17 protein-coding genes, 1 tRNA gene and 1 pseudogene are annotated in these 23,121 nt (G+C 49.7%); 9 read left to right on the forward strand and 10 right to left on the reverse strand.

The window, feature by feature from the left end; all coding sequences use genetic code 11:
- Positions 1 to 10: 10 nt before the first annotated feature.
- Complete coding sequence (locus PREMU_RS02505) at positions 11 to 937, reverse strand: carbohydrate kinase family protein (RefSeq protein WP_007572887.1); 927 nt, start codon at positions 935 to 937, stop codon at positions 11 to 13.
- Positions 938 to 1,038: 101 nt separating this feature from the next.
- On the opposite strand from PREMU_RS02505, the gene PREMU_RS02510 reads away from it, so the two are divergent.
- Both PREMU_RS02510 and PREMU_RS02515 read left to right on the forward strand, forming a co-directional pair.
- Positions 1,039 to 2,262, forward strand: a complete 1,224-nt coding sequence (locus tag PREMU_RS02510) for a M16 family metallopeptidase (protein ID WP_040558561.1) — start codon at positions 1,039 to 1,041, stop codon at positions 2,260 to 2,262.
- A 2-nt stretch (positions 2,263 to 2,264) separates the two neighbouring features.
- Entirely contained in the window at positions 2,265 to 3,536 is a 1,272-nt protein-coding gene (locus tag PREMU_RS02515) for a THUMP-like domain-containing protein (RefSeq protein WP_007572891.1), read from the forward strand.
- A 371-nt stretch (positions 3,537 to 3,907) separates the two neighbouring features.
- On the opposite strand, the gene dusB is transcribed toward PREMU_RS02515, so the two are convergent.
- On the reverse strand, positions 3,908 to 4,957 hold the full coding sequence (gene dusB / locus PREMU_RS02520; RefSeq protein WP_007572894.1) for a tRNA dihydrouridine synthase DusB: 1,050 nt from the start codon (positions 4,955 to 4,957) through the stop codon (positions 3,908 to 3,910).
- Positions 4,958 to 5,778: 821 nt separating this feature from the next.
- Between dusB and PREMU_RS02530 the strand changes: the two genes are divergently transcribed.
- The 4 genes from PREMU_RS02530 to PREMU_RS02545 all read left to right on the forward strand — a co-directional run bounded on the left by PREMU_RS02530 (position 5,779) and on the right by PREMU_RS02545 (position 9,615).
- Positions 5,779 to 6,456 carry a succinate dehydrogenase/fumarate reductase cytochrome b subunit gene (locus PREMU_RS02530; RefSeq protein WP_007572896.1) on the forward strand — a complete coding sequence of 226 codons (678 nt, stop codon included), beginning with the start codon at positions 5,779 to 5,781 and terminating at the stop codon, positions 6,454 to 6,456.
- Between the two features lie 64 nt (positions 6,457 to 6,520).
- Positions 6,521 to 8,485, forward strand: coding sequence for a fumarate reductase/succinate dehydrogenase flavoprotein subunit (locus PREMU_RS02535; RefSeq protein ID WP_007572898.1), 1,965 nt, complete (start codon positions 6,521 to 6,523; stop codon positions 8,483 to 8,485).
- 28 nt (positions 8,486 to 8,513) lie between these two features.
- Positions 8,514 to 9,269, forward strand: coding sequence for a succinate dehydrogenase/fumarate reductase iron-sulfur subunit (locus tag PREMU_RS02540; RefSeq protein ID WP_007572900.1), 756 nt, complete (start codon positions 8,514 to 8,516; stop codon positions 9,267 to 9,269).
- Positions 9,270 to 9,541: 272 nt separating this feature from the next.
- Positions 9,542 to 9,615, forward strand: a tRNA-Ile gene (locus PREMU_RS02545).
- Between the two features lie 351 nt (positions 9,616 to 9,966).
- Here the strand turns inward: PREMU_RS02545 and PREMU_RS02550 are convergent.
- The 3 genes from PREMU_RS02550 to PREMU_RS14425 all read right to left on the reverse strand — a co-directional run bounded on the left by PREMU_RS02550 (position 9,967) and on the right by PREMU_RS14425 (position 11,773).
- The gene (locus PREMU_RS02550; protein ID WP_040557950.1) at positions 9,967 to 11,043 is read right to left on the reverse strand and encodes a transposase; all 1,077 of its coding nucleotides are present in this window, start codon (positions 11,041 to 11,043) and stop codon (positions 9,967 to 9,969) included.
- Positions 10,991 to 11,431 (reverse strand): ISAon1 family transposase N-terminal region protein, encoded by a 441-nt coding sequence (locus PREMU_RS15485; RefSeq protein WP_040557951.1) that lies wholly within the window; start codon positions 11,429 to 11,431, stop codon positions 10,991 to 10,993. The genes PREMU_RS02550 and PREMU_RS15485 overlap by 53 nt, the downstream gene beginning before the upstream one ends.
- A gap of 162 nt (positions 11,432 to 11,593) precedes the next feature.
- Positions 11,594 to 11,773, reverse strand: a complete 180-nt coding sequence (locus PREMU_RS14425; protein WP_223918590.1) for an Abi family protein — start codon at positions 11,771 to 11,773, stop codon at positions 11,594 to 11,596.
- Between the two features lie 68 nt (positions 11,774 to 11,841).
- Here PREMU_RS14425 and PREMU_RS15490 point away from each other — a divergent pair.
- From PREMU_RS15490 to PREMU_RS02570, 3 genes and pseudogenes are all read left to right on the forward strand, one after another.
- Positions 11,842 to 12,206: pseudogene (locus PREMU_RS15490) on the forward strand (recombinase family protein); the annotation flags it as partial.
- A gap of 140 nt (positions 12,207 to 12,346) precedes the next feature.
- Positions 12,347 to 13,723, forward strand: a complete 1,377-nt coding sequence (locus PREMU_RS02565; protein WP_007572903.1) for a DUF6624 domain-containing protein — start codon at positions 12,347 to 12,349, stop codon at positions 13,721 to 13,723.
- 231 nt (positions 13,724 to 13,954) lie between these two features.
- Positions 13,955 to 15,142: an IS256 family transposase gene (locus PREMU_RS02570; RefSeq protein ID WP_419185124.1), complete on the forward strand. Its 1,188-nt coding sequence runs from the start codon at positions 13,955 to 13,957 to the stop codon at positions 15,140 to 15,142.
- 487 nt (positions 15,143 to 15,629) lie between these two features.
- Here the strand turns inward: PREMU_RS02570 and PREMU_RS02575 are convergent, their stop codons facing one another.
- The 5 genes from PREMU_RS02575 to PREMU_RS02595 all read right to left on the reverse strand — a co-directional run bounded on the left by PREMU_RS02575 (position 15,630) and on the right by PREMU_RS02595 (position 23,101).
- Complete coding sequence (locus PREMU_RS02575; RefSeq protein WP_040557952.1) at positions 15,630 to 15,941, reverse strand: glycoside hydrolase family 97 N-terminal domain-containing protein; 312 nt, start codon at positions 15,939 to 15,941, stop codon at positions 15,630 to 15,632.
- A 154-nt stretch (positions 15,942 to 16,095) separates the two neighbouring features.
- A complete protein-coding gene (locus PREMU_RS02580) occupies positions 16,096 to 17,316 on the reverse strand; it encodes a glycoside hydrolase family 99 protein (RefSeq protein WP_007572905.1) in 1,221 nt (406 codons plus the stop codon).
- Between the two features lie 28 nt (positions 17,317 to 17,344).
- Complete coding sequence (locus tag PREMU_RS02585; protein WP_007572906.1) at positions 17,345 to 18,874, reverse strand: RagB/SusD family nutrient uptake outer membrane protein; 1,530 nt, start codon at positions 18,872 to 18,874, stop codon at positions 17,345 to 17,347.
- A gap of 46 nt (positions 18,875 to 18,920) precedes the next feature.
- Positions 18,921 to 21,857 carry a SusC/RagA family TonB-linked outer membrane protein gene (locus PREMU_RS02590; protein ID WP_007572907.1) on the reverse strand — a complete coding sequence of 979 codons (2,937 nt, stop codon included), beginning with the start codon at positions 21,855 to 21,857 and terminating at the stop codon, positions 18,921 to 18,923.
- A 59-nt stretch (positions 21,858 to 21,916) separates the two neighbouring features.
- On the reverse strand, positions 21,917 to 23,101 hold the full coding sequence (locus tag PREMU_RS02595; protein WP_040557953.1) for a hypothetical protein: 1,185 nt from the start codon (positions 23,099 to 23,101) through the stop codon (positions 21,917 to 21,919).
- Positions 23,102 to 23,121: the final 20 nt, after the last annotated feature.

The raw sequence follows: 23,121 nt of genomic DNA on the forward strand, positions 1-23,121 counted from the left end.
AGACATCACTTCATGATTTACAGACAGGCGAGTCGGCCGGGACATAATTGAAAATAGTCTTGCAGGCCTCGGCCGAGAACCGCTGGCCACTGGAAATGCACGCATCCCATTGTTGCTCAGTGAGCCCGGCGTCGATGTCGCGGCGGGTAATGTTGTTCTTCACCAAGCCAAAGAGAAAGCCTGCGTTGAAATTATCACCTGCACCTATCGTGCTCACAGTCTCCATCGGCGTGACAGGATAGCGCTTACGTAACCCGTTGTCAGCATACAGGCTCACGGGGTTGGCGCCTGACGTGTAGATGAACTTCTTACAATAAAAACTGATCTCAGCCTGATACACCTTGTCGGGATTATCAAGCTTGTAGAGCACATCGAAGTCTTCGCGGGAACCACGGACTATATCGGCATACTCGAGATTCTCAAGATAGTTAGGGGTAATCTTCATGACATCGTCCTTGTGCGAATTGCGATAATTGACATCATAATAGATGATGGCGCCATGGGCACGCGCATAGTCGAGCAGCCCCACTATCTGTGGACGGATAACAGGATTGACCGCATAAAACGAACCAAAAAGCACGATATCATCGGGTTGGATGTCTGGATAGACGAAGTCGAGCTGGTCATGAGGGTGGTCTTTATAAAAGATGTACTCCGCGTCGTTATTGTCGTCGAGGAACGCCAGCGAAACAGGAGACTTGGAACCAGGATAGACACTGACATTACTGGCATCGACACCGTTGTCCTTCAGAAACTTAATGATATTCTGCCCCACCCTGTCATGCCCCGCTTCACTGATAAACGAGGTCGGCACACCAGCACGTGACAACGAAATAATGGCATTAAATGTGGAGCCGCCTGGGTAAGCGCCAATGGGCTGCTCCTTTTTGAATATGATGTCGAGAACTGTCTCGCCTATTCCTATCACCTTACGCATAAATCCAATAATTGTTTTATCAATGGCAAAGATAATGCAAATGAGAGAGACTACAAAGAAATGATTACAACTTTTTTCAGTAATTTTGCAATATGGAAACAATGAATTACATCACTTCTGTTCTTCCTAACGGTCTGCGAACCATTCATCTTCCTGCAGACTCGCCTGTGGTTTATCTCGGATACCAGATAGCCGCCGGATCCCGCAACGAACAGCCAGGCGAGGAAGGACTGGCCCACTTCTGCGAGCACACTACCTTCAAGGGTACCAAACGAAGGAGTGCCTGGAATATTCTCAACTGTCTCGAAAGCGTGGGAGGAAGTCTCAACGCCTACACTACGAAAGAATGCACGGTTTTCTATGCTGCTATTCCCGCCGACTATGTACGGCGTGCGGTGGACCTGCTCACCGACATGGTGTTCCACTCCGTCTATCCGCAAAAGGAGATCGACAAAGAGAAAGAGGTCATCTGTGATGAGATAGAAAGCTACAATGATTCGCCTTCCGACCTTATCTACGACGACTTCGAGAACATCCTTTTCAAGAGCCATCCCATCGGACACAATATTCTTGGCACTACGGAGCGTGTGCGGTCATTCACTTCAAATGACGCTCTTCGTTTCACCCAACACTTCTACCGGCCTGAAAACATGGTGTTTTTTATGTATGGCGGTAAAAAGATTCCGCCTCTCCCCATTGATACCGCCATCCAAAGAGAGCCTCTCATCCCTGAATCTTCGGTTTCATCTGATTTTGAAAACGACGAGGCCGCCCACATTATCCGTAAGCGCGGCACCCATCAGGCGCACGTCATGATCGGGAGTCGCTCCTACAGCGGCCACGACAGTCTGTTGAGAGACCGGATGAGTCTTTATCTGCTCAACAATATCTTGGGTGGACGAGGCATGAACGCAAGGCTCAACATCGTGCTCAGAGAGCATCGTGGACTGGTCTACACTGTAGAGAGCTCTATGATGACCTATGGCGATACGGGACTATGGTGCACCTATCTTGGATGCGATGAAATGGACGTAAAACGCTGTCTCAGCCTCGTCAAAAGAGAGCTTGACAAGGTTAGGGATACACCTCTTACACCTCATAAGCTGCTCTCTGCAAAGAAACAATTAAGGGGGCAGCTTACGATTGACTGCGACAATAGAGAGAACTTTGCACTCGACTTTGGCAGTGTTTTCCTCTTTCACAACAAGATGAGAGACCTGGAAGCTCTGTTCAGAGATATTGACGCCGTCAATGTCGAAGACATACAACGCGTGGCACAGCAGATCTTCAATCCTGAGAGGCTCACCACTCTTATCTATAAATAACTATGAATATTACCGATGAAACCGTTGATTTTATTCGTTTGCACCGTCTCGATGATGTCAGGCAATTAGCTCTCAAAGGCAATCGCAATCCCAAAGTTGACTTATCCTTTGCCTTAGACCAAATACAGGGCTGGCAAACTGCAAGAAAGAAGTTGCCGACCTGGGCGACAACAGAAGGCGTCGTCTATCCTCCACATCTCAACATGGAGCAGTGTTCCAGCGAGGCCACAGCAAGATACAAAGGAAGGTATTTCTCCCTGTCAGGACTTTGCCACCAGGCCACGCTCTTCGATCTGACGGGCGGATTCGGCGTTGACTTCTCATTGATGTCGGGATACTTCGCCCACGCCGTCTATGTGGAGCGCAACCCGGAACTGGCAGAAGTGGCCACCTACAACTTCCGTATGCTCGGACTGCACAATGTCGAGTCGGTAAACGCTGACGGCGTGGATTATCTTTTACAACACATTCCCCTGAAATCTTCCCGCAATGATGATGTGGCCGACACCGTTGTCTATCTTGATCCCGCAAGAAGAAATACCACCGGACAAAAGGTTTTCCGCATAGAAGACTGCACTCCCTGCTTGCTTGCCATCCGGAACGACCTGCTTCAACGAGCCGATGTAGTGATGATTAAGTTTTCACCAATGCTCGATTGGCACGAGGCTGTGCGTCAACTCTTGTCCGACCTGCCTACCGAAGCGTGCCTGCCCAGCTGTGAGGTGCACATCATCTCAGTTAAAAACGAATGCAAAGAGCTCCTGATCATTTTGGCAACCCATCGCCAGCATTGCAAACGGCCCACTAAAATCGTCTGTGTCAACGACAACTCCGTATTCGAGACTGATGACACTCCGACAGCACCCTTGCTGACGGAAGACGATGCTTTTTCAGAAAGCAGTTGCTATCTCTTCGTACCCAACGCCTCTGTCATGAAAGCTGGCGTGTTCGGACAACTGTCCAAGACCCTCGGTATCACCATGCTCGATCACGACTCACATATATATATAAGCTCCCACGACCTTCCGGCATTCCCCGGCAGGCGGTTCAAAGTAAACGACATCGCCACGGTGAATAAGCGAGAACTGCATCAGAAGCTTAGAGACATCACCCAAGCCAACGTTTCTGTACGCAATTTCCCACTTACGGCAGAGGAGCTTCGTAAACGGCTTAAACTGAAGGACGGCGGACAGACCTATCTTTTCGCCACTACATTCAAAGGCAGGCATCTCATCTTTATTGCCACTGCCAACCTGACATCTGCCAACAATTGACTGCCATCAAGCGGATTGACGACCGTCAAGAAAGTTCGAAATTCGTCTACAATTCAAGTCAAAAACTTGGTCAAGCAGCTCAAAGGCACTAACTTTGCACCGCATTAAGAAAATAAGACAATAATAATAGAGAAAGGATAACATTATGACATTCAGTACATTTATCGCAGTAGCAGCATTGATGTTTGGACTGCTCGCACTCGAAGGCGTTCACATGGATAGAAATGCAGAGGCCTAAGACTTATTGAAGAAAGATTGGAGGAAAAGCTAAGACAAAGCATAGAAATAACAACATATATAGACCGCTGTCGGAGAACAAATCTGGCAGCGGTCTTTTTAGTTGCCATTTTCAGATGTTAATAATCTACAAATCAATTCTCTATTTTGTCGCAGTTAGAAGCTAACTCTTTGAGTTTCAATCGGCAATCCTCAAGTATATTGACGACCTCATCTACCGTATCTGCCCGCAACATAGCAATGCGCGTCTGCCGGAAATTAGGAATATTCTTGAATATCGGCGACGCAGCAAGGTGGCGTCGGGTGTGCAAGATGCCCCTGTATTCATCTATACGCTCCACATTGATGAGCAATTGCTTTTTCAGGATGTCTATCTTATCATCTATCGTTAAGGGTGCAGCAGGTATGTTATCTGCGCCCTTATCCTTTACTTCCAGGCCCTCTACTCCATTCATATAATCTCTGCACTCCTTGAAAAACCAAGGCCTCCCGAAGGTAGCGCGACCTATCATTACGGCATCAACATCGTATTTATCAAACGCTTCCTCAGCCATCTCAGGCGTCGTAATGTCTCCATTTCCGATGATAGGGATGTGAATGCGGGGATTGCGCTTCACTTCGCCGATCAGAGTCCAGTCGGCATTACCCGTGTACATTTGCGAGCGGGTGCGGCCATGAATGGTAAGTGCTTGAATGCCACAGTCCTGCAGCTGTTCAGCCAAAGTAGTGATTATCAGGTTTTCCTTATCCCATCCCAGGCGTGTCTTGGCAGTGACGGGAGTGTGAACGGCATTCACCACAGCCTTTGCTATCTCCAGCATACGGGGAATATCCTTCAGCAATCCGGCTCCGGCACCTTTACCCGCCACCTTCTTCACAGGACAGCCGAAATTCAAGTCAATAATGTCTGGATGGAAAGTCTCTACAATCTTGGCTGCCTCTACCATGGAGTCTACATCCTTGCCATAGATTTGTATGCCCACAGGACGCTCGTCATCGTCTACTTTCATCTTCGACAAAGTGCTTGAAATACAGCGTATTATCGCCTCAGCCGCCACAAATTCCGTATACACCATCGCCGCGCCGTAACGCTTACACAGCTTGCGGAAACCAATATCAGTCACATCCTCCATGGGTGCAAGGAATAACGGCCTGCTACCAAAGTCTATATTACCTATCTTCATTTTCTTTATTGCGTGTTTTCTATGGAAGAATGCTGCAAAGTTACTGCTTTTACCTATGAAAGCCACTACTTTGGACGGATTTTAAAAATGAATGCCGGAAGAGGAGGTTTCAGCAGCGGGCGTCACCAAAAGTTACTCACAAACATCGGGACAGCTCTACAACCCAAAGAGACAAGCATAGAGCATACGATATCGATTCGTGTAAATATTTATAGCAAAAAAAAACATCATGGCGGACAGGCGTTTTAGAGATAGCACGACGACATCTATATGCTGTAAATGCCTTGAAAGTGACTTTTTAGTCATAAAAAGTCAGTCTGGAACCGCCCTTCTTACAGAATGGAGACGCGTGCACACCCTTATCGCATGCCCTTTACGCCGTCATCGTGGCGCCAATCCACTGTAGAGGCAACGCGATTCAACCGTAATGAGAAACTGAAAAGAATGGATTACGAGAGCCATTTTTATTAATAAGCTGACAGACAACAACTTGCATTTAACGTCTAAATATGGCATTTTTTTGAAGGAACGGCAAGACTGGCTGTAAAAAAGCGATTCTCAGCGTGTGTTTTGTCAAAGAAAATGAGCGCAGGATAGTGAGCACATTTACAACCCTGTATACCCATAACCATGAAAAACGCATGATAAAATGATGCAGAATGCGGAAAAATTAAAGTATTAGATTTGCGCAATCGCTAAAATAATCGTATTTTTGCAGCGGGAACGCACGGCTTCTACCTAAGATCGCAGTACGCGTATACCCAAAAATGACTTATATACAAAAACATAACATTTATATTATTTTTAAAAATCAATCATTTATGTGGTTAATCAATTCTCCGATTGGTAGAAAGGTGGTGATGTCCGTCACCGGCATCTGCCTTATCCTTTTCCTGACTTTCCACTGCTGCATGAATGTTGCCGCATTCTTCTCCGGGGATGCCTACAACACTATCTGCTCGCTGTTGGGAGCTCACTGGTATGCCCTCGCCGGCTCAATGGGCCTGGCGTTCCTGGCCGTCTGTCACATCGTGTATGCCTTTATCCTCACTGCGCAGAACCGCCGCGCCCGCGGACCACAGCGCTATGAGGTGACAAGCCGCCGTCCCGAGGTGTCATGGGCCTCTCAGAACATGCTGGTGCTGGGCATTATCATCCTCATCGGTCTACTGTTGCACCTCTACAACTTCTGGGCGCACATGCAGCTCGCTGAGATCGCCGGCACAGAGACGACTCCCGGGCCCCAGGACGGTTTCGGATGGATTCAGCAGACATTCGCCAGCCCCGTGTTCTCCGTCCTGTACCTCATCTGGATCTGTGCTATTTGGTTCCACCTGAGCCATGGTTTCTGGAGCGCTATGCAGACACTTGGCATCAGCGGCAAGATCTGGCTCAAGCGCTGGCAGTGCATCGGCACCATCTACGTCACAATTCTGATGGCTGTCTTTGCATTCCTCGTGCTTTCTTTCTGGCTCGGTTTTGCTCCCAGCTTCAAATAAAGTGTTAAGATGATAGGTGTTAAAGCGAACCTATAAGCTCGTAAACTTATAATATCATTAAACAATGACTCAGATAGATTCAAGAATTCCAGAAGGCCCTTTGGCCGAAAAATGGACCAACTATAAAGCTCACCAGAAACTGGTGAACCCCGCCAACAAACGTAAGCTTGACATCATCGTCGTAGGCACAGGTCTGGCTGGTGCCAGTGCTGCCGCCTCCCTCGGAGAAATGGGCTTCCATGTAATCAACTTCTGCATCCAAGACTCTCCGCGCCGTGCTCACTCTATCGCAGCACAGGGTGGCATCAATGCAGCCAAGAACTACCAGAACGATGGCGATGCCGTCTACCGCCTGTTCTACGATACCATCAAGGGCGGTGACTACCGCGCACGTGAAGCCAACGTCTATCGTCTGGCTGAGGTGAGTGCCAACATCATCGACCAGTGTGTGGCTCAGGGCGTGCCTTTCGCACGTGAATATGGCGGCATGCTGGCCAACCGCTCTTTCGGCGGCGTACAGGTGAGCCGTACTTTCTACGCTAAGGGCCAGACCGGTCAGCAGCTGCTGCTCGGCGCTTACTCTTCACTCATGAAAGAGGTAAACCACGGTACCGTGGAGCTCCACACACGTACAGAGATTGAGGATATCGTCATCGTCGACGGCCGTTGCCGCGGTGTCATCGCCAAAAACCTGGTCACCGGCAAACTGGAGCGTTACTCAGCCCACGCCGTCTGTCTGGCCACCGGCGGCTACGGCAACACTTACTTCCTCTCCACCAACGCCATGGGCTGCAACTGTACCGCAGCTATCCAAGCTTACCGCAAAGGCGCCTGGTTCGCCAACCCCTGCTTCGTACAGATCCACCCGACATGTATTCCGGTCCACGGTGACAAGCAGTCCAAACTGACCCTGATGTCGGAATCGCTGCGTAACGACGGCCGTATTTGGGTGCCTAAAAACCTGGAGGATGCCAAGAAGCTGCAGCGTGGTGAGCTCAAGGGCCGCGACATTCCTGAGGAAGACCGCGACTACTATCTCGAGCGCCGCTATCCCGCCTTCGGTAACCTCGTGCCCCGTGACGTGGCCTCACGCGCCGCTAAGGAGCGTACCGACAAGGGCTATGGTGTGAACAACACCGGTCTGGCTGTGTTTCTCGACTTCTCTGAGGCTTTCCAGCGTCTAGGCCGTGACGTCGTTGACCAGCGCTATGGTAACCTCTTCGATATGTATCAGGAAATCACCGACGTGGATCCCCACGACAACCCGATGATGATCTTCCCCGCTATCCACTATACCATGGGCGGACTGTGGGTCGACTACGAGCTGCAGACCAATGTCAAGGGTCTCTTCGCCCTCGGAGAGTGCAACTTCTCCGACCACGGTGCCAACCGCCTCGGTGCTTCCGCACTGATGCAAGGTCTGTCAGACGGTTACTTCGTCATTCCTTACACCATGCAGAACTATCTCTCTGACCAAATTCAGGTGAAGAAGCCCAGCACGGACGCTCCTGAATTTGTAGAGGCTGAGAAGGGTGTGCAGGCTGAGATTGACCGTATCATGGACATCCAGAACAAGCAGACCGACAAGTCGAAGCTGAAGAGTGTAGACTCCATCCACAAGGAGCTCTACAACATCATGTGGAACTACGTCGGCATGGCCCGCAATGAGGAAGGCCTGAAGAAGGCACTCGCCATGCTGAAAGACGTGCGCGAGCAGTTCAACACCTGCGTCCGCGTACCCGGTTCGAAGGAAGGCCTCAACGTTGAGCTTGACAAGGCCATCCACCTCCGCGACTTCATCCTCATGGGTGAGCTCATTGCCTACGATGCTCTCGAGCGCAATGAGAGCTGCGGCGGTCACTTCCGCGAGGAAAGCCAGACTGAAGAAGGCGAGGCTAAGCGTGACGATGAGCACTACATGTACGTAGCCTGCTGGGAGTATAAAGGCGAGGACAACGCGCCCGTACTCTACAAGGAAGATCTCAACTATCAGTATATCAAGGTGCAGACACGCAACTACAAATCATAGTTTTTAGTTCATAAACTCAAGAAATATAATGGATCAGAATATATCATTCACACTAAAGGTATGGCGTCAGAATGGTCCCAAGGCTGAAGGGCACTTCGACACCTTTGAGATGAAAGACATCCCCGGCGACACCTCCTTCCTGGAGATGCTCGACATCCTGAACGAACAGCTCATCGAGGGCGGCAACGAGCCTTTCGTCTTCGACCACGACTGCCGCGAGGGTATCTGCGGTATGTGCTCGCTCTACATCAACGGACATCCTCACGGTCCCGCACAGGGAGCCACGACCTGCCAGCTCTATATGCGCCGCTTCCACGACGGTGACGTCATCACGGTAGAACCTTGGCGTTCAGCTGCATTCCCCATCATCAAGGACTGCATGGTAGACCGCTCAGCTTTCGACAAGATCATCGCAGCAGGTGGCTACACCAGCGTGCGCACCGGACAGGCTCAGGATGCCAACGCTATCCTTATCTCCAAGGATGCCGCTGACGAGGCTATGGACTGTGCTACCTGCATCGGCTGTGGCGCTTGCGTTGCCGCTTGTAAGAACGGCTCGGCCATGCTCTTCGTCTCTTCTAAGGTCAGCCAGTTCGCCCTCCTGCCCCAAGGCCGCGTAGAGGCAGCACGCCGCGCGAAGAACATGGTGGCTAAGATGGAGGAACTCGGCTTCGGCAACTGTACGAACACCCGCGCCTGCGAGGCTGAGTGCCCGAAGAATGAGTCAATTGCCAACATCGCCCGCCTCAACCGCGAGTTCATCAAAGCAAAACTCGCTGACTAAACACGTCACAGACAGCCGTAAAGACATCATATTAAGTCGATAAGATACCATACGGCTTACAAATAGGGATGCGCCAAAGCACTGGTGCATCCCTTTTCCTTTGCCTCCGCGATTCCGTCGAAGCCCGTGGAAATCCCTGAATGTACAGGAATGTCAGGAATGTCTTAACAGCACGTAAACAAAAAACAAATAAAAAATTTGCTGCTTCAGAAAAAAACGTATACCTTTGCACTATGGATATATCTTAGGCCCAATGCTTGGATATTCCTATTGGACTTGTAGCTCAGTTGGTTAGAGCAACAGACTCATAATCTGGAGGTCCCTGGTTCAAGCCCAGGCTGGTCCACAATGAGGTTTCAAGAGGACGTCAGACAATACGTCATTTTAGCCTTCAAAACAAGGATAATCGCTGTAAAATCAAGGTTTTACGGCGGTTTTCGTTTTTTATCCACATTCGCTTGACTGCCAAACCATACCTTTTGATAGTCATCATTCGGTCATTTTCTGCTACAGAAACTGCTACACAAAAGCAGACTCTCAAAAAAATGTAGCAGTGAATGAGAAATGACTACTAAATTGACGGCATACAAATCTCTTGTTTTCAATAACTTATGTCGAACTTTGTAGCCGAAAAGCTACACTAAAATGATGCGTTATGAAGGCTCAGTACCAATAGTCCGTGGATAGATTAACTTTATTATCCGAAGATCGTTGCAACTCTGTACATGAAGAAAGGAAGGTCTTGTACACCTCTGACTTGTGCTCTGAAGCCCTTCGTCTTTGAGTTGAGGGACTCTGCAGAAGCATTGGTCGATCTGTTGTTAAAGTAGTTAAGAACTTCCTCCTCTCTGTACTTGATAGCATCCCTGGCTACTTTGATCTCACGCAGGTTGGAGTTAGCTACACGCTGATACCACTCATGCAGTTTCACTCTTGCAGTCTCCTTGTTAAGGCTCTTATCTCTGAAGATAGCTCTAAGACTGCACACATGTCCGTATGCTTCCTTTATCTTCGGATGCATGTCGAACAGCAGGTTGGCTCTTTCCCTTTGCTTCTCGCCCCATTTGTCACCGCTCTGCATAACTAGGTAACGGCTTCTTGTAAGCAGTTCTACATGAGTATCACCGTTGGACAGTTCTTCGGGCTTGAACCGCTGATTAAGTCGCATCGGCTTACGGCCACGCTTCTTGCCCTTGTAGTTCTTCGGATGGTTCTTCCTGTAGTACTTGCGGCGTTTGGCACGCTTCTCGAGTTTTTTTCTGTGTTCAGTCTTCTGTTTGTTCTGCTCCTTTATGGCTTCGCGCTTCTCTCGCAGACGGACCTCCTCTACGGCATCTGTACAGCGCTTGATGATGTGGAAGCAGTCCACGACGATCTCTGCGTTAGGGAACGCCTCAGTGGCTATAGTATACATGCTGTCAGAGAAGTCCATGGTCACTTCCTTTACTGCAAGACGTTTCTCTTCAGGTATCTGCATCAGGACCTTGATGACATCAGACGCCTTAGTTCCGCTCACAGAGGCAACAAGAGTACCGTGCTTACCGTGTCCTGCCTTGTTGGATACAAACGTCCTGAGGTCTTCATGAAGCAGAGTCTCATCGATACTCAGGCAATCTCCCATGTTCTCAGGAAGCAACACCCACTCAGCTGCGTGGTCAACCTGATCCCAGTCTTTGAAGCCGTTCAGACAGTCCTTATACGCCCGTTCAAGTTGGCGACCGTCAATCTTGTAGATCTGCGCCACGGAACGTGCCGTGACGGGGTACGTATCCAAATATTTTTTTTAAGACATCAGCGAACTCCTTCGAGTAGCTGGTGCCGTTGGCAACTAAATCATAGCGATTAAGAACTACATTATGGCCTTCACTGTCTATCCATCGGCGACGTCGCACATGCAGGATGACCTTGCGGTCACGTACAGGGAAGTCTGTCACTTCACGGCTCTCTGTGAATCCGTTAGGCTTAAGGTCATGCCACTCATCAGAGCGTGTATCTCGCTCATCAAGATAGATGTGGAGCTTGATCTTCTCTGCTCCAGTCTCTGCATATTTACCTGTATGCTCTTCGCTGACGTCTGTCACGTCAAAGAAATCCAAGATACCATCTGGAAGCAGAAAGCTGGCCAGAGTCTTATAGTCGAATGTAGAAGTCTTCTTTCCCATGAGTGTAAAGGTAATGCTTTCATTGCATTCATCACACAGACAACTAGAGTATCTATTATCAGTTGATTATCAATACTATACGCTCTAAACGTGATTGTGTAGATTCTATATAGATACGAAATAGGCAAAATTTAACGTATTTAACTTTCTATCACACCGATATTACCCAAAAGTGTATGATGTTGGGCGATTAGTAGAATGAGCAATTCTTCTTGGAGAGACAAGCATGATGGAGCTTACTTTGTTCCACACGCTTGAATGGTGGCAACAGGCATTTCGCAACAATGTCAAAGACGTTATCCAAGATTCTAAGACATTGGTTGCAAGACAAAGTAATGCGATATGCGCTTGCGTATCTTGTCTGCTTTCAGATTACGGTAAACCATGTTCACATTGCCCGTTGCCAGCAGCTCATTGAATGTGGCATCAACCTCTACATACAAAAGGAACAACTTACATTATTGGACGAAGAAGGACATCCATCCCTCTTTGCTCCTATAATGATAGCCTCGCTTTCGACATGTGCGCAATTGGAACGTGATAATATCTCATTCCGATTGCAGTCAGGAAGGAAGCGGTATATAGAGAAAGGTGGAAAACTCAGACGCAAGGTAGGCTTTGTAAAAACGGCAGAACAGATGAAAGCCGAATACGGGAAGTTATTAGTATGCTCCGCAAGGGGTATTCCATTAGGGATGTGGCGAAGTTGAGTGGTAAGAGTGTGAATATGGTGCAACGAGTTAAGCGATTAATAAAAGTACAATCATCGCAATAATACTATTGATTTTACGTTCTTTTCAAAGAAAGGGGTTGTGCAATAGTTGCTTAAAGGCTAAAAGCACTACCTTTGTATGCTGTTAAATATGGTAATGTACAAAGTCATAATTTGTGATTTTGGAAAAAATGAATATAAATATGACAGATAAAATGAAGAAAAGTATTTTTATATTGGGAGCAGTTGGGCTTATGACATCATGCTCTACAAAAAATCAGACTGAATACACAAAATACATTAGGGCAATAACCAAGGATGTACCATTTCCTGTGAATGGTTTACGCACTGTTGATGATAATATGTATGTATTTGAAGGAGTGAACAGCTGTGAGGTTCCTGATTATGAGATCAGCAAGGATGGATTGTTGACTGTAACCAGGACAACTTTGTGGAAGCTACCAAAGAATGATGTTGAAAACATTTGGCGAAATCTATATTTCAATAAAAGACAACACCGACTTGTTTGTGTTGACAGAATAAATAAGGCTGGTAAGACAATACTGGGAATAATGTATGTCATGCAGACAGAATCTAAGAAATGGCCAGAGAGAGGTGTTTATCATTGGGATGTAACTGATATGCATAATATGCAGTCTGTAGCTATATCTTTGGAGGATTTCAAGAACAAGAGCATCAGAGTGATGCAGTCTGGTACTTTACCTGATGTGGAGGAAAGTCGGAAGTACAATAATCTAATATCAAAAGCTGATTCATTCTACATGCAGCAGAATTATCAAGAAGCTGAACGATACTTCACCTATGCATTTGATTTTAAGAACTACGTTCGCGGCCAGCATCTCTATAATGCTGCATGTGTGGCATCACTGGCAGGTCATAAAGATGCCGCGTTCTGGTTTCTTGAGGAGAGAATGAAAGCTGAACCTGAATGGTATAGTCAGAACATAGAAGCAGACAAAGATCTGCTCCCTATTCATGATGATGTGCGATGGAATGAAATCATGAATGCGATGCATGAGCGTCAGACAAGGAAAGAAGCCAACTACGATATTCCTCTCCGCAATCAACTGCTCGAAATAGCAAAGGATGACCAAGCCATTCGACAAGAATGGAGGATGACATCAAGACAGCAGCCACAAGACAAGGCAAAGATAGATTCCATTTTTTCCGTAATGGCTACGATTGACAGCGTCAACCAACAGAAGATTTCTAAAATCCTTGATTCACGAGGATTTGTCGGTAAGGACAAGGTTGGTGATGCATGTAGTGCTTATTGGCTTGTTGTTCAGCATTCATCCGCCGAGATGCAAAGGAAATATCTGCCATTGTTCCAAAAGGCTGCAGAGAGAGGCGATATTCCTCGTGAGAATGTGGCGATGATGGAAGACCGTATCTGCCTTTTCGAAGGTCGTCCACAGCGATATGGCACCCAGTTGGAAGAAGACAAGGACGGCAAATGGCATCTTTACAAGCTGGAGAATCCTGAGAAAGTTGACGAATACAGGAAGTCTGTAGGTATGGGAACGTTATCAGACTATCTCAAAATGATGGGAATCTAATTATGATGTCTGGCTGGAATTTTTCTAGCCAGACATCATTGGTTTATTCTGTAAGAAACTGGTATTCATAGAGTGTTAGAGTGTTAGTTTTAAACTATGCGTGTATGAAAAAGAGAGATTTTACCGAGGATGTCATCTGAACTGTGTCAAAGACTAAGACAATAAATTTATCATCGCTCTGTCTATAGAGTATAAAGAATTAATACAATGACACAAGAAGAGTACTCAAAGATGTTGGCTACCGCAAGAGAGCAATTCAAGGTTGGCAAGCCCCTGTTTGGCAAGGATGGAGCTTTCCATCAGGTATTGGAAGACTTCCTCAATGCCGCCATGGAAGGTGAGATGGAGAGCCATCTTGACGCGACCAAGCCGGTAAGCGGTAATCGCCGTAACGGCAAGATGCGTAAGCATCCCCAAACGGAGTATGGCCCCGTAGAGGTTGAGACACCACGTGACCGCGACGGCAGCTTTGAGCCTGAAACGGTGAAGAAGCGCCAGACAATCCTGGCAGAGGGCCTTTCGGACAAGATCATCAGTCTTTACGCCAGTGGGCAGAGCATGCAGCAGATCAGCGACTTCATCGAGGAGAACTATGGCAGCAAACTCTCAAAGGAAACTATCAGCAACATCACCGGGAAGGTGTGGGACGAGATCAAGTCGTGGCGCAACCGCTCTCTGGATGAGGTTTATCCCATCGTCTGGATGGATGCCATCCATTACAAAGTGTGCAACGACAAAGGCTCCGCCGAGTCGCGTGCCATCTACAATGTCATCGGCATTGACAAGAACGGTCGCAAGGACTTGCTGGGCATGTATGTGTCTCATAGTGAGGGTGCTAACTTCTGGCTCGGTGTCCTGACAGACCTTCAGAACCGTGGCGTGAGAGACATTCTCATTGCCTGCGTAGATGGTCTGTCAGGCTTTCCCGATGCCATTGGGAGCGTGTTCCCCGATACGGACGTGCAACTGTGCATCGTCCATCAGATACGCAACTCCATGAAGTATGTGGGCAGTAAGAACCAGAAGGAATTTCTCAGAGACCTCAAGCTGGTCTGTGCCGCTGATACGAAGGAAAAAGCGGAAACGGAACTCGACAATCTGGAGGAGAAGTGGGGTAAGCTTTATCCCATCGTCATCAAGTCGTGGAGAGACAAATGGGAGCTGCTGAGCTGCTATTTCCAATACACCGCCGCCATCCGCAAGATAATCTACACCACCAATACCGTTGAGGGGTACCACCGCCAGGTCCGTAAAATCACAAAGACCAAGGGCGTCTTTCCTACCGATGACGCACTTTACAAGCTCGTCTATCTTGCCTATCGTAATATCCGCAAGAAATGGACGATGCCATTGGCAAACTGGGGGCAGACGGCGCAACAATTGGCCATAAAGTTTGGAGACCGTTTCAGGATTATGTAACTTTGCGTTGCCGCGGGCTCCTCGTCGTCGAAATGCGATTAAAAATCGCGTCCCGCCGACCGAGGTTAAAGCCTAACGGAAAACAGGCTTGACACAGTTGAGTTGACTACCCCCTTTGTCTGGTCCAATACGTGTAACGATGATCCCCTTCCTTTGGAGATATCCAAGCTCAATTGCTTGATTACCACTGTCCTCCACTTAAATTCAGCCTTCAGATCTACAATGTCATGACCGAGATTCTAATAGAACTCAATCATGGCATCATTAACTCTCACAGTTGCCTTTGCCTGGCTACTGCGATATTGCTCTTTGACTTTACCTCGATGGTAAAATAGGGGTGCACACGCGTCCTTTCCTGCTCATGGGCTCTGCTGTCCAGAGAGCCTCATAGTAAGGCAGCGCCCCAAGGGAAGGACCAGGTGCGTGCATTGAAGGGAAAGGCAAACTGTGTCTCCTCGTCCGTGATGGTAAAATCCTTCAACGTAGGCTATTCGGGGAACACATAGCGGAAGCCGATGCCATCGTCGAAGACACGGAACACCAAGGTGAGCAGCCAGTGCTGTCCGGATTGCTGCCGAAGGGCTACGGTCAGCTCGTTGTAGTGGTTGCACACGCTGGTTTCCTCTCCCCAGGGCTCATTCCAAGTCTCGTCCTTTGAGGCCGTTGCAGTCTTGAGGATTCGGAAGTCACGGTTCAGGCTGCCGTCCTTGAACCTCATCCCTGATGTCGACTTCCCGATGATGGGCTCATGCCCCTGCGTGAGCGTGTAGTAAGGTTGCCCGTTGCCGTCCAGTCCCACGGCTACGGTAAGGTGCCCGACGGCGATTTCACCGTCAGGTCTTTACCCACGGCAGGAGTGATGGCAAGCACGAGACAAAACAGTAATGACAATGTTGGTTTCATAACGGAAGATCCCTCACTGCCAACGCAGTGAGGTGGAAGGAGGTGAAAGGTTACTTTACGTTCAGCAGCTGTCGCGCTTTCTCAGTGTCAAGCTTTACAAGAGCATCGTAGGCTTCCTTGACCTGCTGGCTGTCCGGATTCTTTATCTTAGCGAGGTACCACTGATAGATAAGCTCCAGATCAGCCTGCCGATAGGTCACTCCAGTAAACTCCTGCAACGCCACGAGGTAACGGTAACCGTATTCCCGGGTAGGCTCAATGGTCGTGCCCTCTCCATAGTCATTCCATGTGGAGATCTGCAGCCATGACAGACCCGCTTTGCGAGCAGCGTCGAGCTGTCTCTTGAAGAGCGCACCGTCCTCGCTGTCGTAGGTGGTGTAGCCGTCTCCCGATCCACCTTCCTTGTAAAAGTCATGGAAGCCGGGCATTGCTCCTCCTATGTAGAACTTGAAGTTCTTTGCACTGGCGTAGTTGGGCAATGGATTTACCCAGGAGTACTCGCCTTGTGCATTATCGGGATAAGTGTTATCGTTGCAGAGGTTGCTGTGACCATCGAGAACCATAAAGAAAGGCTTGGTGGCGAGCACGGCGAAAGAGCGGTACCATTCCTTGGAGGATGTCATGCTCTGCGGACCGAAGTCGAGGAGCAGAGGACGGTTGTCGACCTTGGCATAAGCCTCATCCTTAAAGAAGGTCTTGGCCAGATACTTCATGTCCGTCCGGGCTTGCACCACCTTGTCGGAAGCGTTGGCAAGGGTCTGGTCCTCATAGACGACAGCCATCTTGAGACCGACACGCTTCAAAGCCCGAAACATAGCCTCGGTATTGCTCCTATGCAGGGCCATGGCATTGTCGCCATTGGCACCATACCAGTCTGCCATCACGCCGTCAACCCCCGCGTACTTCATCAATAAACATTGATAGTCGAGGATTGTCTCGTCACCACTGGCATAAGGTCCCGTGAGCGGATAATAGTGGGATGCTATCTGCCGGTTGCCATTGGCGGGAACCGTATTGGGATTGCAAGTGTTCATGGTCCAATGCCAGCCCCATTTACCTGCATTGAGGCTGTTGGAAGTGTCAGTCTCAAACCAAGGCATCCAATGAACGTAGATGTTCATCTGATTGGTCTTGCTGACGGGTACGGCTCCCGAGATCTCGTCGCCCGCTGTCTCCGTCCCTGATTCAGGACGAGTAGGATAATCATTGCTGCACGACACTGTAGCCGCCAGCAGACCCACCAGGAAGAGGGTGAATAATTGTTGTTTCATCTTGAGTATGCTTTCTGAATGACGGAGTTTACTTATAGCCATTGTTCTGTTTCATGTTCGGGTTCTTATCCAGCTCCTCTTTGGGGATAGGATAGATACCGGTATGGTGGTCTGCAGGATCGGCAGTTTTTTCCCACCATGCCTGATAGAACGTACCAAAGCGGATGTTTGTAGTACGGCGCAGATTCTCAAAACAGAACTCATGCTTCCACTCATTGTCGATGTCCTCAAGCTTTAGGGCGGTGAGATCTGCCAGTCCTGCCCTTGCCCTAATCTGATTGATATAGCTCAGAGCTGTCTGTTCATACCCCAGACGATAGTTGCATTCCGCCTGCATCATCAGAATTTCGGCATAGCGCATGAGCACCCAGTCGTTGTCGCGTTCCCACTGGTCGGTGGGGCTCCATTCGTATTTGTTGAGACGTGCGCCCTCGTTCTGCTTGGCATTGGTGAAATCGGAAATATCCTCGGTGTAGTTGAGGGGCTCGCCATTGTCCATAAGCACTGCCGACCCGTCCTTGGCACTGTACTGCTGTCCGATGAGAATACTGTTGCGGCGCACATCGTTCTCGTCAAACGACGAATAGAGTCCGGGCTGGGCACAGATGCCATTGCCACACCACTGGTAAATGCCAGCTGGATCGAAAGCATACTTCTGGTTGTAGTGATAGGTCATAGACGCTAGATAGTTACCCACGGTGCCTTGCTTGTGGTCATACGGGATAGCGAAGATGATCTCTGGGCTCTTCTCATTGGCTATGGCGAAGTTGGCTTTGTAGCTGGACGTCAGAGAGTAACCCTTCACCTTGTCACAGGCACCAAGGCAGTCCTGCCAGCGCGCCTTTCCAGTATAGACCTCAGCGTTGAGATACAGCCTTGCCAGAAGGGTATAGGCAACGTTCTGGGTAAAGCGTCCGTAGGTGATGCCCGAAGGCAGCAGCGGAATGATCTCCTTCAGCTCCTGCTCTACAAACTCGAAGACCTGCTGGCGGCTACTGTTGGCAGGGAGCTTTTTCTCCGTAAAGTCGGTAGAGATAGGCACGTTGCCGAAGCAGTCAAGCAGGTTGTAGTAATAGTAGGCACGAAGTCCGCGGAGCTCTGCCTCCACTTTCTTCTTGGACTCATCAGACAGACCGCTCTGCTCCACCTGATAGATAATGCCGTTCACCTTGCTTACTCCTGTGAAGTTGTATCTCCATACAGAGAGGATGCCCGTATTGCTGGCGTCCCATGTGTGATGCTGGAACTGCTGATAGCGGCCTCCGTCGTACCAGTCGGTCCCTCTCGTAGGGATGCACGCCTCATCGCTGGAGCATTCCTGGGTGAAGAAGACGTATTCGCTGGTAGGATAGCAGATAACTCCATTGCCTTCCTTCGTTCCCGACCCATAGCCACGCAGTGTGGCATAGGCACCTCCAACAATGGTCGCCACCTCAGACTCGTTTTGTCCGTAGTCGTCCATTGAAACCTTGTCATAGAGTGTCTCGTTGAGATCGGTACACGATGTCATTGCCAGCGAGCACAACATAAGTGTCGACCAGATATATTTTGCTTTCATAATGATTGGCTTTATAATATATTGATGAATAGTCATTGTGCAAGAACTAAAAGCCCACATTGATGCCAAAGGAGAAGGTGCGTGGGCGAGGGTAGCTGTTGAAGAAGTCTATTCCCGGTGAATCGAGCACGTTGTCAGGCACCGAGACCTCCGGATCAAGACCTTTATAACCCGTGATGCAGAAGAGGTTTTCACTTGTGACATAGAAGCGCAGGCGGGAGAGTCCCAGCTTGTCAACGACGCTTGAGGGCAGCGAATAGCCCAGTGTGATGGACTGCAGACGGAAGAAGTCGCCGTCCTCCACAAAGTAATCGGAGAACGTGGGATTGTCTGTGATGCCGCTCTTCATGAAGTCGTCGAGCGTGTTCTGTGCCGGGAAACGGGTGGGATCATACATCACCATGCGGGAGACGTTGAGCACCTTCTGACCGAACATACCGTAGACAGCCACGCTGGCATCAAGGTTTTTCCATGTAGTGCTCAACGAGACACCCAAGTTCCACTTCGGCATGGCAGAGCCAAGATAACCTTCTTTCACCTCGCCGTTCTCATCCTTCTCAAGGATATACTTGCCGTTTTCGTCTATCCCCGTGCAATGAGGTCCCCAGAAAGCACCTGCCGGATAACCTTCCTTCACAACCTGAGAATAGATATCGGACATGCCACGGACATTGTGGAGCGAGCCTGCCTGCAAGCCTACAGCCTGATACTGACCATTGCTGAGCCTCGTAATCTCCTGGTGATTATAAGCTAATGAGAGATTGGCATCAATAGTCCAGTCCTGCGTACGGAGAATCTTATAGCCGAGGGTGAGTTCAAAACCTTTGTTCACCAGGTCACCGACGTTGGCAAGCATGGTACCTACGAGATAAGGCGGCTGCGGGACAGGGTAAGTCCAGAGCAGATCAGAGGTCTTCTTATAATACAATTCCAATGTGCCTGTGAGCTGGTTGAGCAGGGCAAAATCGATGCCAAGGTTCCATTGGGCAGTGCTCTCCCACTTGAGATCCGGGTTGACATTCTGAATCTGGGTGTAGGAGTTCTTCCACGTTCCCGTTGTCCCATCATAGTAGGCAGCTCCGCTGGCAGAGAGAATGGAGAGCGACTTGTATTCGCCGATGCCGTTCTGGTTGCCGGTAACGCCGAAGCCTAAACGCAGTTTCATGTTGTCAAGCCAGGAGCGGGTGCCCTTCATAAAAGGCTCCTCGGAGATGCGCCACGCCAAAGACACAGACGGGAAGATACCCCACTTGTGGTTGTCGCCAAAACGACTGGATCCGTCATCGCGTACGGTAGCCGTGATCATGTAACGGTCCAGGAGACTGTAGTTCACACGACCGAAGAAGGAGATGAGCTTGGATTCTCCCTTGTCGGAATAGACATCGCCCTGCCGGAAGTCTGTACCGGCTGCCAGATTGTTGTAGCCAAAGGCATTGGTGTCAAAGCCGCTGCGGGTAGCGCCAAAACCCTCGTAAGTGTTGTCGAGATAGGAATAACCCACCATGAGGTTCAGATGATGGACAGCGCCAAGTTTCTTGTCGTAGGTGAGGTAAAGCTCCAACTGCTTGTTCACATAGTCTGAGTAGGTGCGCTGTCCCCAACCCTTTTCGCTCTGCCCTTCCATGCGGGCGTAGGTGGGCTTGTAAAGTCCGCCCTTGACGGAATTGTACTCATAGGACGTGTTCACCGTTGCTGTGAGACCATCCGCAATGTTCAAGTCGGCCTTGGTATAGCCGAGGAAACGGTGGCGCTTCTGATCATCGGTGCGGTTGTTGTTGAGCTCTACGGGGTTCTCCGTGTTGGTGCCGTTGAGCTGCGCATAACTGCCATCCTGATTGTAGACAGGAAACGTTGGCTGGAGGTTGCACATGCGTTCGAAGATCCGGGTGTCGACGGGATGCCAGCTGTCGAAGTTGGCATTGATGCCCTCCTCCAAGCGGAGACGACTCTTGAGCCCAGTCTGATAAGCCGACAGGCTTCCTGCCAGACGATTCATGTTGTTGCGCTTGATGACACCCTCATTGTTGGTGTAGGAGAGATTGGTTCTGTAGCCGTGGTTCTTCTTAAAGCTGGAGAAGCTGAAGTTGTGGCCGTGTGAGATGCCCGTACGCTCCAGTTCACCTTGCCAGTCCGTGTCGGCACCATAGTCCAAGGCTGCCATATTGCCAGTGCTGCGGGCATAGCTGCGCCATTGGTTGGCAGAAAGCAGATCGAGCTTCCGTGCCACCGAGGAGACGGCTACGTAGCCATTATACTGCATGGTATTGATCTCCGTATTTGAAGCCTCGCGGTTAGTGGTGACGATGATGACACCATTGGCACCGCGCGAGCCGTAGATGGCGGCAGCAGAAGCGTCCTTGAGCACATCCATACTCAGAATCTCATTAGGCTGCACCGAGTTGATATCTACACCGGGGATGCCGTCCACCACAACGAGCGGACCGTTGCTGGCGGAAAGCGACGTGCCGCCACGCAAGCGGATGGTGGATCCCGACTCTACGGCACCAGAACTCTGCACGACAGAGAGTCCTGCCACCTTGCCTTGGAGCAACTGCTCTGTGGAGGTGATGACACCCTGCTTCATGTTTTTGGCACTCACCGAAGCGATGGCACCGGTAAGGTCGCTCTTGCGCATCTTACCGTAGCCCACGCCTACGACCGTCACCTCGTCAAGGGTCTTGGCATCCTCCTCCATGACGATACGCATCTCCTTGGAAGCACGTACCCGGCGCGTGGTGTAGCCCACATAGGACACGCTGAGCATGGCACCGTCGGGACACTGCAGCGAGAACTTGCCATCTATGTCAGTCACTGCTTCCGCCTTGCCGTTGCCAACGCTGATCGTGACACCGATGAGCGGCTGTTGCTTTACGTCAACAACAACACCACCTGCTGTAATGTTCTGTGCCGACAGATTCATACAAAACATCAGCATCAGAAGAGTGAAGATGCCTGTGATGATATTATTTTTATGTTGTTTCATGATGATAATCAGTTCATAGGTTATTAATCATTATGCAAATACGCTTGTATGGCTCTCCTCTACTCGTCGGCTGTCACCAGCGGGATGGTTGTCTCCTCAGCGGTAGTGCCATTGGCACGCTTGATGGTGAGCTGCAGCTCGGTAGCGGAAGAACCCGCCAGCTCCTTGTTCAGGTCGACAGTTACCGAACGCTTGTCGCGCACACCGGGCATCGTGCCGGAGAGAGTTTTGCTGCCTGCCTTGATGGTATAGCCAAGGTCGCCTGCTGTACGCTCATTGTACTGGCGGTTGATCGTCAGGATGTCCCTGGCACTTACACGCGATGGGAAGATCGAGAATACCGGATCGGGATAAGGGGTTGCCGTGCCAGCCTTGGTGAGCTGGTCGGGACAGGTGCCGCCCCAATCGTTATTGACGATACCCACCACAAGCCATGCCAGATTCTCTATATCAGCATCCGAGGTGAGGTTGTTGTCCTGGCGGCTGCCGTCGTCGGCGTACTGCCATCCCCAATAATCAAGGGGCGACTTCATGCTGATAGAGTAGTAACCGTTGGAAAGCTTGTGTATGTCGGTCTTCTTCATGCAGCCATCCAGCCACACTTTCACCCCCTGCAGATAAGTCCAATCGTTGAGCCCCGAGTGGAGCTTGAATCCTCCAAAGCCAGGCTTCTTGGCAAACTCGTTCATCGAGGCGCCGCCGACCTGGAAACTGGCAGGGTCAAACACGATGGTGAGAGGCTGGTCCAACGTGAACTTTTCGGTGAAACCAGTCGACTTCTTCCCTGAATAGAACTTCACAGCCTCACCTGACTGCTGGAAGTCCTGCCAGTCGAGACGTGAGTCGGGAGCCGCAAACTCTGTTGACCACAGATTGTCGTTTTTGGTCTTGAGCTGTTGCCAAAAACCCGGCCAGTTTGGATCTGTGAAGGCCGACACACCGCAATGGAAGTACTCGGTAGGCACCATGGTGATGCTGTAGATATTATCGCCCTCATAGGTGAGCTTGGCAAAGTCGGAGGAGTTGTTCCCGTTACCGGCATCCGGCTCTGTCGGTTGCCACGCCCAGAGATAGAGGTCTATCCCCTCCGGGAAACCTACATCGGTCACGTCGTAATAGAAAGTCACCTGTTCGTCACCCGTAAAGACGGAGGGAACGGTCCAACACTTCGGAGTGCCCACTTTCGTACTGGCCATCACCAGAAGCGGGAAGAGCAACATCAGTGATATGATAACTTTTCTCATAAATCTACAATTAAAATAAA

Origin of the sequence: Hallella multisaccharivorax DSM 17128, from assembly GCF_000218235.1 — a bacterium.
GTDB lineage: Bacteria > Bacteroidota > Bacteroidia > Bacteroidales > Bacteroidaceae > Prevotella > Prevotella multisaccharivorax.